Origin of the sequence: Brevundimonas sp. (genome assembly GCF_044239655.1) — a bacterium.
GTDB lineage: Bacteria > Pseudomonadota > Alphaproteobacteria > Caulobacterales > Caulobacteraceae > Brevundimonas.
Window position 1 is genome coordinate 1 of record NZ_JBIIAY010000111.1, and the last position, 10,331, is coordinate 10,331.

A 10,331-nucleotide genomic window follows, 5' to 3' on the forward strand; every position below is an offset into this window, starting at 1 on the left:
CGTACAGCTTGACGCTGAACTGCGAGACGCGCGCGAACAGGGTCTGGGCCTTGATGATGGTGGGGGCGGTCTGGATCAGGCCGATGCGCGGATTGCGCTCCATGGCGTCGACCATCCGCAGCACGGTCTCACCGGCCATGGTCGAGTCGGCGTCCAGCACGATCATGAACTCATAGGCGGCACCGAACCGGCGGGTCCAGTCGGTGACGTTGCCCGACTTGGCTTCGACGTTCTGCTCGCGGTGGCGATAGAAGGCTTGGGAATGGGTGCGCAGGCGGAAGCCCGCGAACACGGCCTGTTCCGACATCAGGGCGTCGAGCTTGTTGGTGTCCGACAGAACGAAAAGGTCGAAGGCGTCCGAGACGCCCAGTCGGGCCAGGCCCGCATCGATGGCGTGCAGCCGACCGAGCGCCGCGTGGGCGTCCTCGTTGTACAGCGGCATCAGCAGGGCGGTACGGGTGGTCGGCGCCTCGGGGTGGGGCGAGAAGGACAGGTCTTCCTGCTCGCGGTTGGTCATCAGCACCCACAGGCCGATGGCCGAGTTGGCGAACCAGCAGCCGATCGAGGCGATCAGGATTAGGAACAGGCCGAACGCCAGCATCTCCAGCCCGTCCCAGCCCTTGCGGCCGTACAGGATGAAGGGGGCGATGGCAGCCAGAATGGTAATCAGTGTCGTGGCACCGGCCAGCACCAGACGGCGCAAGCCCACGTTCCGGGGCGAAGTCGCGACAGGCGCAGCCGGCGCGCTCTCGTCGAAAGACTGACGCGGCATGGCCAGCGGGGCGTCGTCAGGAGCCCAGGTGTCGGCGCCGAAATCGACGGCGCCGTCCAGGACATCGCTGCGCAGGGCCAGACTGTTCATGGCGTCTCTTGATATCCGGGAGACCGGCGCGCGATGGGGAAGAAAGGTGCGCCAGGCTACTGCATCGCAGCATGAACGCATTCTCGTGAAAATCAATCACGGAGTCGTGATTGTCCCGTGATTTTCACATTTCCGTGTCGGCGGCGCGTCGGTGCAGATGACGGCCCAGGATCAGGGCCGCGACCCCGACCCATGTGACCAGCACCACAGCGAAGGCCCGCTCCCACCATCCGACGTTGGTCGGATTGACCGTCCCCGGCAGGATCAGGTGATAGGTCATCACGGTCAGCCCCGTCATCACGACGAAGGTCAGGATCAGGAACAGCTTCAGCCGCGGCATCTCCTTCGTTCCCGCCAGCCCCCACAGCAGCAGCAGGGGCGCGACCTGGATGCCCAGGGCCATGTTGATCACCTGATGGCGCGGATCCGGGTAGGGAAACAGGGTGGACAGGGCCAGACCCGCCCCGGCCAGCACGAAGACGATGGCGATCAGCCAGCCTGTGATATGGGCCCGGGTGATGGCGCTGACCGCCAGGCCGAACCCGACTCCGGCGAAACCGGCCATCACGCCCGCGACGAAGACCCCCGCATTGAAGATCATCGGGTTGGCGGCCGAGGAATTTCCGAGCTCGCTCAGATACTGTCGCGCATTGTCGAACCCGGGATAGGCCAGGATGGCCACACCGACGGCCGCGAATGCCAGCACCGGCGCCATGACCCCGATGGCCAGCAGGATGCGCCGCCTGCGGAACCGCACATGCGACCAGTGCTCAGGCGTCAGCCAGGCCAGGGTCGGCTGCCCCGCCAGCGGCCGCAGACCCCAGATCGGGCGCAGCAGCGGAATGCGCCGCACGATCTCATAGATCAGCAGGCTGGCCCCCCAGGTCACGGCGGCCAGCAAGGGTGCCTCGATCCAGACGGGCAGGGCGGCCGGACGGATCAGCCAGACCGCACAGACCAGCACCGTCTGGTGCGCCAGATACAGGGTGAAGACCGCGTCGTTCAGATAGGTCAGCACCGGGCCGCCCTTGTCGCGCAGATGCAGGCTCGCAAACCCCAGCAGGGCCACGATCACCGCCCACTGGTCGATGGCGACGACAATGTTGCGCGGCACTCCTCCGAAGGCTCCGCCCCCGGGATGCGCGACCTGAAGCATCATCAGCGGCAGGGCGACCGCCGCAACGCCCAAGGCCACCCAGCGGAACCGCGCCAGATCCCGCCAGATCGAGACCTGTCTCACCGCGAAGAAGCCGAACAGGAAGGCGGCCAGAGACTGGGCGTGGTTGTACCAGTCCCACCACAGCACATTCGTCAGGCCGAACCACGGGAACAGCAGGACCCGCACCCCGATCAGCCAGAGCGCGGGGATGATCAGGATCCGCCATCCGGCGAACATCGGACCCATCCGGCTCTCGACCGCCTCGATCCAGGCCGGGCGGGTCATCAGGGCCACAATCACGGCGCTGTAGACCGCGATATAGAGGACGAACCAAAGGTGATTCAGCGGCACCCCGTCGGCCAGGCCGGACGGGCCGAACTCATGCCCCAGCCAGGCCAGATAGCCACCGTCGAACCCGCCCTTGTCCAGCGCCTCGATCCACGACTGGATCGTCACCAGCACCAGCACGCCGAAGATCAGGGGGGGCAGCAGCCGGGCGACGCGCAGCCGCGCCACCTGCATCGGCGTCTTCCTCAGGGTCATGAACCGGATCGCCGCGCCCGAAACCAGGAACAGCAGGGTCAGCCGCCACGGATTGGTGACCAGCACCCCCTCGCGCATCCACCACAGCGTATGGGTCGAATGGATGTGCCAGTCGTAGACCCCGTAGGCCAGGCCGACATGGTAGAAGATCAGCAGGGCGAACGCCCCGACGCGCAGCCAGTCGAGATCGTATCGGCGTGACGAAGAGGGGGGCGCGCTCACGGCGTCCCTATGGGCGAGGGAACCGGGCCTGTCCACGGCCGAGGTAGCGTTCCGGAACGGCGTGGTCGACCATGCGTTCGCCAGCCTCTGATGGACGGATGGCGTGGCGATGGCGGACGGACTGGCGAAATTTCCCACCGAGTCGGCGCCGAAGGGCCTGACCTGGTGTTCCGACGACCGACCCGGCCTGACCCGCAAGGTCTCGCGCAAAGGCTTCGACTACCTCGACACCCACGGTCAGCCTGTCACCGACGAAAAGGTGCTGGACCGCATCCGCATGCTGGCCATCCCGCCCGCCTGGACCGACGTCTGGATCTGTCCCCGCGCATCGGGCCATATCCAGGCCACCGGCCGCGACGTGAAGGGCCGCAAACAGTACCGCTATCACGACGGCTGGAGCGCCCACGCCGCCTCCAACAAGTTCGACAAGCTTCCCGCCTTTGCCGCCGCCCTGCCGAAACTGCGCAAACAGGTCGAGGCGGACATGGCCCTGAAAGGGGCCTGCCGGGCCAAGGTCCTGGCCACGGCCGTCCAGTTGCTGGAAATCACCCTGATCCGGGTCGGCAATGCCGTCTATGCCAAAAAGAATCGCAGCTATGGCCTGACCACCCTGCACAAGCGCCACCTCGCCGTGGACGGCACCGGCCTGACCTTCGCCTTCAAGGGCAAGAGCGGCGTCGAACACAGGGTCAGCGTCCGCGACCGACGCCTGGCCACCGTCGTCCGGTCCCTGCGCGACCTGCCGGGCCAGAGCCTGTTCAAGTATCGCAACGAAGACGGCGACCTGTGTCCGATCACCTCGGATGACGTAAACGCCTATATCCGCGACGCCATGGGCGAGCAGTTCTCGGCCAAGGATTTCCGCACCTGGGCCGGCACGGTGTCGGCGGCCCGGGCTCTGCGCGCCATGGAGCCCCCGACCTCGCCGACCGCCGCCAAACGGTCGATCACCGTCTGCGTCAAGGCGACGGCCGGCCTGCTCGGCAACACCCCGACCGTCTGCCGCTCCTCCTACGTCCACCCGGCGGTGTTCGAACTCTATGAGAACGGACGGATGCCAGAGGTCCTGCCGGGCGCGGACACGGCCGGGTTCGAGAAGGCGCTGGCCAAGTTCCTGAAGGCGCCTGGCACATGACCGCGAAGGGCGAACTCGACACTTATCAGGCCAAGCGTCGGTTCGCCGACACGCCCGAGCCGAAGGGCAAGAAGGCCAAGGCGAAGAAGGGCGCGCCGCTCCGCTATCTGATCCAGCGCCACGCGGCGACACGGCTGCACTACGACTTCCGGATCGAGGTCGATGGCGTCCTCAAATCCTGGGCCGTCACCAAGGCCCCCTCGCGCGACCACACCGTCAAGCGGCTGGCCGTCGAGGTCGAAGATCACCCCCTCGACTACGGCGGCTTCGAGGGCACCATCCCGGCCGGCAACTACGGCGCGGGCACGGTCCAGATGTGGGACGAAGGCAGCTGGGAGCCCCAGGAGCCCGACCTCGACGCCGCCTTCGCCAAGGGTCAGGTCAAGATGGTCCTGCACGGCGAGCGGCTGAAAGGGAAATGGGCCCTGATCCGGCTCAAGGGCGATCACGGCAAGCCAAGCAAACGCAACAACTGGCTGCTGATCAAGGAGATCGACGACTTCACCGTCGACGGCGAGGGCGACGCCAACATGGAGATCGACGCCTCGGTCACCTCGGGCCGCACCATGGCCCAGATCGCCGAGGGCCGGAAACAGTGGACCTCGTCCAAGCCGACCGGCCGCAAGGCGCCGCCCAGACCGAAAGCCGCGCCCGCGCCGCTCACCAAACCCCCGGCCTTCGTCCCGATCCAGCTCTGCAAGGTCGGCGACTATCCCCCGCGCGGCACCGGCTGGGCCCATGAGATCAAGTTCGACGGCTACCGCATCCAGATCGGCGTCGGCGGCGGAAGTGCGACCCTGCGCACCCGCAAGGGTCTGGACTGGTCGGATCGGTTCGCAGCCCATGCGGCCGACGCGGCGAAATGGCCCGACGGCGTCGTGGACGGCGAGTTCTGCGCCTTGGCGGATGATCACATGCCCGACTTCTCGGCGCTTCAGGCGGCGATCTCGGACGGCGACACCGGCGGGCTGATCTTCTTCGCCTTCGACCTGCTGTTCGACGGCCCCGAGGATCTGCGCAAACTGCCGCTGTCGCACCGCAAGGCCCGGCTCCAGGCCTACATCGACCGCATCCCCAAGGCGGCCGCCAAACGCATCCGCTACGTCGATCATTTCGCCACGACCGGTCAGGCCGTGCTGGACAGCGCCTGCCGGATGGACCTCGAAGGCGTCATCTCCAAGGACCTGACCGCCCCCTATACCGCCGGGCGATCCTCGACCTGGGTCAAGTCGAAATGCCGGGGCAGGGACGAGGTCGTGATCGGTGGCTGGACGTCCGAGGGCGACCGGTTCCGCTCCCTGATCGTCGGGGTGCAGGACGTGGACAAGACGGCCGGCAAGGGCCTGCGTCACCTCGGCCGCGTCGGCACCGGCTATTCCGAGGCCGTGGTCAAACGCCTGCTCTCCGCCCTCAAGGCCCAGACCGCCGACCACAGCCCCTTCGTCGGCAAGGGGGCCCCTCGCAAATCCTCTACCGGCGGCACCATCCACTGGCTTAAGCCGGTCCTGGTCGCCGAGATCGAACACGGCGGCTACACCGACAGCGGCTCCCTGCGGCAAGCCGCCTTCAAGGGCCTGCGCGAGGACAAGACGGCCACAGAGGTCGACACCATGCCCCAGGCCCCCGTCGATCCCAAGGCGGCACCCTGCACCAAGGGCACCTTCAAGGCTTCGCCCCCGCCCCAGCTGAAACTGGGTGGAAAGTCCGGCAAGGTCGTCGTCGCCGGCGTCACCCTGTCCAACCCGGACAAGGTGCTGTGGCCCGGCACCGAAGGCCGCCCCGACATCACCAAGGCCGACCTCGCCCGCTATTACGAGGCCATCGCCGACCGCATCCTGCCCCACGTCGGCGACCGCCCGACCTCGATCATCCGCGCCCCTGAAGGCATCGGCGGCGAGACCTTCTTCCAGCGCCACGCCATGCCCGGCTCCAACCCCCGGCTCAAGCTGATCGATGTGAACGAGCGCAAACCCTATGTCTCGGTCGTGGATGCGGGCGGCCTTGTCGCGATCGCCCAGTCCGGCGGGCTGGAACTCCACCCCTGGGGCTGCGCGCCCGGCGAGCCCGAAATCCCGGACCAGATCACCTTCGACCTCGACCCCGACGAGGGCCTGGATTTCAACGACGTGATCTCGGCCGCGAAAGTGGTCAAGGCCAAACTCGAAACCCTCGGCCTGACGCCCTTCGTCAAGACGACCGGCGGCAAGGGGCTCCACGTCGTCGTGCCGATCCGGACCGACGCCCGCAGCCGCATCACCTGGGACCAGAACAAGGCCTTCGCCAAGGCGGTCTCCGAGGCTATCCGCGCCGACGCCCCCGACCGCTTCACCACCACCCTGGCCAAGAAGGCGCGCGGCGGAAAGATATTCCTCGACTATCTGCGCAACGGCCGGATGGCCACGGCCGTCGCCCCCTGGTCGCCACGCGCCCGCCCCGGCGCAGGCATCGCCTTCCCCCTGTCATGGAGCCAGGTCAGGACGGGCCTCGACCCCTCTGTCTTCAACCTCTGGACCTGGGAGGCACTGCTCAGAAAGCCCGATGGCTGGAAGGATTTCCGCGCGGCGGCGAAGAGCCTGCGGCCGGCGATCAAGGCCATCGGGTCCGGCACGGCCCCCTGAATGTCCGGTTCCAGACAGTCGTATGGAACAAAGCACTCTCGGACGGGTTGTATGAGAGTCCCGGGGAGGGACCCATCGTGATTCAGATCGAAAACCTCAAGAACCGCGCGCGCTCGTTTCGTCGCCGTGCGGAATGGATGACCAGCGGCATTGACCGCGACCGCATCATCGCCATGGCCGCCCAGTTCGACGCGGACGCCCTGTCGCTCACTACACGCCCCCTGACCTCACTGGCCTGACGTCGCTCGGGCCTCTCGCTTTCAGGCCGCCTTCTTCTTCGCGGCCAGCTTCCTGGTCGCCGCCTTCTTCGCCGGGGCTTTCTTCGTCCCCGTCGCCGATCCCTTCAGACTGTTCCGCAAGGCTTCCATCAGGTCGATGACATTGGTGTCGTCGGGCTCTTCAACCTCGACCACCCCCTTGCCGCCCCTGGTCTTGGACTTGATCAGGTCGCGCAGCGCGTCGTCGTACCGGTCCTTGAACTCGGTCGGATCGAAGTCCGCCTCCTTCTGGGCGATGATGCGGGCGGCGATCTCGACCATGTCGGCGTCGGCCTTGACCGTCGGGATGTCGTCGAAATAGTCGCCGGCGTCGCGGACCTCTTCGTGGGCCCGCAGCGTATAGGCGACCAGCCCCTTGCCCCGCACCTCGAGCGCGAGCTGGCGCTCCTTGCCGCGCAGAACCAGCTGTCCCAGGGCGATCTTGCCCTGCTTCTGCATCGCGTCGCGGATGACGGCAAAGGCTTCGACCCCCGCGCCCTTTTCCGGCACGACATAGAAGGGATCGTCCCAATACAGCCGGTCGATCTCGGTCTCGTCGACGAACTTGTCGATCGAAATGGTGCGGGTGCTCTCCAAACGGACCGCATCGAAATCCTTGTCCTCGAACAGGACGTACTCGTCCTTGGACACCTCGTATCCCCGCACCAGGCTGGAGCGTTCGACCGGACCGGTGTCGGGGTCGGTCGGCACCATGCGGATGCGGTTGTTGGTCTCGGGGTTGATCAGGTTGAAGTGGATCTCGCTCGACGACGACGTCGCCGTGTAGAGCGCCACCGGACAGGTGACGAGCGACAGCTTCAGATGTCCCTGCCAGGTGGGTCGTGCGGCCATGATCGCTGCTCCTCGAAGTGCAGACCAGCAATGCGAAGCGCGGCGGTTGGTTCAGATTCGGCGCAGGCCGCGTCAATCAGACGACCACGAGTCCGCTTGCGGACGGTGCGCCGCCGTGCGACCCAAGGCGTTGACGATCAACGGAAACGCAGACGCCCACGCATGGACGCCGACATCAGTCGTCAGACCTTGACGCTAAACCTTCGCCGGGTCGCCGGTGGCGACCGTTCCGCGCTTCAGGACGTCTATGACGCGACCTCGTCGAAACTATTCGGCGTGGTCCTTCGTATCTTGAACGATCGAAGCGAGGCCGAGGACGTGCTGCAGGAAGTCTACATCAGCGTCTGGTCCAAGGCGGGCACGTTCGACGAGAACCGTGCCAGCCCGATCACCTGGCTGGCGACCATGGCCCGCAACCGCGCCATCGACCGCCAGCGCCAGGTCGGCCGCCGCACCACCCGCCCCATCGATGACGCCAACGAGGTTCCGGACGACGCCGAGGACGGCCTGGGTGCCGTGCTGCGCTCGGAACAGACCACCCGGCTGGACGTCTGCATGGACCAGCTGGAGGACGCTCAGGCCAGGGCCATCCGCACCGCCTTCTTCGAGGGCCGCACCTATGAGGACGTGGCCAAGGTGTTCGGCGTCCCGACCGGCACGATGAAGAGCTGGATCCGCCGCTCCCTGATGAAGCTGAAGGCTTGCCTGGGCGGATGACCGACACCACCGACTTCCCCTTCCCCGACGAACGCGCGGCCGAATATGCCCTGGGCGTGCTGACGGCCGAGGAACGCGCCGCCGCCGAGCGCCGCATCAAGTCCGATGCCGGTTTCGCCGATCAGGTCTCCGACTGGGACGCCCGCCTGGCCCCGATGATCGAGGCCGTGCCGCCGGTGACGCCCCCGCGCGTCGTCTGGCTGCGCATCGCCGCCCAGCTGGGTCTGACCAGGACCCCGGCCAACGACAATGACGGCTTCTGGGGCAATATCGCCATCTGGCGCGCCGGCACCGCCGTCTTCGCAACGGCCGCCGCCGCCGCCTTTGCCGTCGTCCTGCTGAACCCCGGCGCGACCCCGATCGCCCCGACCCCGGCCACCCCGGTGCCGACGATCCAGCCCATGTCGGTCGGGATGCTGAAGGCCGAGGACGGCCCGGTCAGCTTCGTCGTCACCCTGGATCGCCAGAACCAGAAGCTGATCATCGCCCCCATCTCCGGCGCGCCAGAGGGTCATTCGTTCGAGATGTGGATGCTGCCCGACGGCTCCCCGCCGGTCTCCATGGGCTCCATGGACGGTGCCGAGGTCGTGGTCATCGACGCTGCCCGCCTGCTGGGCGTCAACCCCGACAACCCGCCGGCCCTCGCCGTCTCCGTCGAACCCCGCGGCGGCTCCCCCACCGGCCTTCCCACCGGCCCGGTCATCGCCAGCGGGGCGTTGCAGCCGGTTTAGGGCGACGCATGGACCTCGATGGGCAGGCCGCCTAGTCTCGGGTGTCCGGAGGTTGCGATGCCGAAGCCCGATAGCCAATCTGAAAGTCCTGTTGACGGTCCCGAAGAGCGGGCTGCCAGTCTTCTGAATGGCGTCATGGTGATGGCGCTCGCGCTTTGCCTGGCGGCCTTTGCCTTGTGGGCGTTGGCGGACTTCACGATGCCGATTTTCATGGGCCGTTCGCCCTGGACTTGGAGCTGGGACACAGCGCACCGGCTGCTTTTCCCCATCGTCGTCTTGCCGACTGCGTTCTCGATGCTCCGCTGGGGACATCGAATGTTCCGAACCAGAATCAGCGTCGGTTGACCAAGCCGTAGTATATAGGCTGCTCAACGCCGTTCAGTTATCCAACTTGAACGCGCCAATCCCTTATCCTGCAACGGATCGTGCCGATCTCGGCCCGAGTTTGCCGCCCTGGTCCGCCGGTATGTTAGACTGGGGCGAACACGGTCTTTGACATCCCGCGCCGTCGCACCTCCGATCCAGAGTCCGGACTCAACGGACTCAACGGACTCTTTTTTCGAGTCCGGACTCTTCGGACTCTTCGGACTCTAATTTTCGAGTCCCAACAGTCCAGGACAACGGCTGCGCCCTACGCCACCCACCCATGCCGCCGCCCGAACCGCAGCGCGATCTCGGGCCAGGTGTCGGCGGGCTTGCCGGCGATGAGGCGGACGCCGAAGCCGTGGCCGCCTTCCTCGTACAGATGGGCCTCGGCTGGAACCTTGGCGCGCCGCAGGGCCGACAGCAGGTTCAGGCTGTTCTCGACCACCACCGACGCATCGTCGATCGCATGAATCAGCCAGACCGGCGGCGCCCCCGTCCAGTCCATCGCCTCCAGCGAATAGGCCTTGATCCGCTCAGGGCTCGGCGCGGCCCCCAGCAACTGCTCGCGCGATCCCGCATGGACGAACGGATCGGCCATGGTCGCCACCGGATACATCAGGATGCTGAAATCGGGCCTCAACGACACCTCGTCATGAGCGTCCACCGGCGCATAGGCCGCCGTCGTCTCGGCCGTCGCCCAGCCCGCCAGATGCCCCCCGGCCGAGGCCCCCAGCACCGCCACCCGCGCCGGGTCCAGTTCGAACTCGGCGGCCCGCGACCGCACCATCCGCACCGCCCGCTGCGCGTCCTGCAACGGTGCCTCGGCCCCCGCCGCCCAGCCGTCGGCGGGCAAGCGATAGCGCAGCACG

10 protein-coding genes are annotated in these 10,331 nt (G+C 67.0%); 6 read left to right on the forward strand and 4 right to left on the reverse strand.

Translation table 11 applies throughout. The features are described 5' to 3' along the window. Both ACILQR_RS13245 and ACILQR_RS13250 read right to left on the reverse strand, forming a co-directional pair. Window positions 1-862 (reverse strand): glycosyltransferase (locus tag ACILQR_RS13245; protein ID WP_395651872.1); only part of this gene is annotated, 862 nt, incomplete at its 3' end. A gap of 124 nt (window positions 863-986) precedes the next feature. Continuing rightward, a complete protein-coding gene (locus ACILQR_RS13250) occupies window positions 987-2,786 on the reverse strand; it encodes an acyltransferase family protein (RefSeq protein WP_395651873.1) in 1,800 nt (599 codons plus the stop codon). Window positions 2,787-2,895: 109 nt separating this feature from the next. Here ACILQR_RS13250 and ACILQR_RS13255 point away from each other — a divergent pair, with 109 nt between their 5' ends. The 3 genes from ACILQR_RS13255 to ACILQR_RS13265 all read left to right on the forward strand — a co-directional run bounded on the left by ACILQR_RS13255 (window position 2,896) and on the right by ACILQR_RS13265 (window position 6,778). Continuing rightward, window positions 2,896-3,921 carry a DNA topoisomerase IB gene (locus ACILQR_RS13255; protein ID WP_395651874.1) on the forward strand — a complete coding sequence of 342 codons (1,026 nt, stop codon included), beginning with the start codon at window positions 2,896-2,898 and terminating at the stop codon, window positions 3,919-3,921. Further along, window positions 3,918-6,539: a DNA ligase D gene (gene ligD, locus ACILQR_RS13260; RefSeq protein WP_395651875.1), complete on the forward strand. Its 2,622-nt coding sequence runs from the start codon at window positions 3,918-3,920 to the stop codon at window positions 6,537-6,539. Before ACILQR_RS13255 ends, ligD begins: the two co-directional genes overlap by 4 nt. Window positions 6,540-6,616: 77 nt before the next feature. Next, window positions 6,617-6,778, forward strand: a complete 162-nt coding sequence (locus ACILQR_RS13265) for a hypothetical protein (protein ID WP_395651876.1) — start codon at window positions 6,617-6,619, stop codon at window positions 6,776-6,778. A 21-nt stretch (window positions 6,779-6,799) separates the two neighbouring features. Here ACILQR_RS13265 and ACILQR_RS13270 read toward each other — a convergent pair whose 3' ends face one another. Continuing rightward, on the reverse strand, window positions 6,800-7,648 hold the full coding sequence (locus ACILQR_RS13270; protein ID WP_395651877.1) for a Ku protein: 849 nt from the start codon (window positions 7,646-7,648) through the stop codon (window positions 6,800-6,802). Window positions 7,649-7,810: 162 nt separating this feature from the next. On the opposite strand from ACILQR_RS13270, the gene ACILQR_RS13275 reads away from it, so the two are divergent. From ACILQR_RS13275 to ACILQR_RS13285, 3 genes are read left to right on the forward strand one after another with little or no spacing between them, the layout of a single operon-like run. Then, window positions 7,811-8,365: a sigma-70 family RNA polymerase sigma factor gene (locus ACILQR_RS13275; RefSeq protein WP_271146686.1), complete on the forward strand. Its 555-nt coding sequence runs from the start codon at window positions 7,811-7,813 to the stop codon at window positions 8,363-8,365. Further along, window positions 8,362-9,096, forward strand: a complete 735-nt coding sequence (locus tag ACILQR_RS13280) for an anti-sigma factor domain-containing protein (protein WP_395651878.1) — start codon at window positions 8,362-8,364, stop codon at window positions 9,094-9,096. Before ACILQR_RS13275 ends, ACILQR_RS13280 begins: the two co-directional genes overlap by 4 nt. Before the next feature lie 57 nt (window positions 9,097-9,153). Beyond that, window positions 9,154-9,441, forward strand: coding sequence for a hypothetical protein (locus tag ACILQR_RS13285; RefSeq protein WP_395651879.1), 288 nt, complete (start codon window positions 9,154-9,156; stop codon window positions 9,439-9,441). A 286-nt stretch (window positions 9,442-9,727) separates the two neighbouring features. Here the strand turns inward: ACILQR_RS13285 and ACILQR_RS13290 are convergent. After that, on the reverse strand, window positions 9,728-10,331 hold a 604-nt coding region (locus ACILQR_RS13290), incomplete at its 5' end, for an alpha/beta hydrolase (protein WP_395651880.1).

What these genes read in the sequence shown, in the direction of transcription:
- ACILQR_RS13255 (WP_395651874.1), top strand. Translation starts at nt 2,896, where the DNA reads ATGGCGGACGGACTGGCGAAATTTCCCACCGAGTCGGCGCCGAAGGGC.
- ligD (WP_395651875.1), top strand. Translation starts at nt 3,918, where the DNA reads ATGACCGCGAAGGGCGAACTCGACACTTATCAGGCCAAGCGTCGGTTC.
- ACILQR_RS13270 (WP_395651877.1), bottom strand. Translation starts at nt 7,648, where the DNA reads ATGGCCGCACGACCCACCTGGCAGGGACATCTGAAGCTGTCGCTCGTC.
- ACILQR_RS13275 (WP_271146686.1), top strand. Translation starts at nt 7,811, where the DNA reads ATGGACGCCGACATCAGTCGTCAGACCTTGACGCTAAACCTTCGCCGG.
- ACILQR_RS13280 (WP_395651878.1), top strand. Translation starts at nt 8,362, where the DNA reads ATGACCGACACCACCGACTTCCCCTTCCCCGACGAACGCGCGGCCGAA.
- ACILQR_RS13285 (WP_395651879.1), top strand. Translation starts at nt 9,154, where the DNA reads ATGCCGAAGCCCGATAGCCAATCTGAAAGTCCTGTTGACGGTCCCGAA.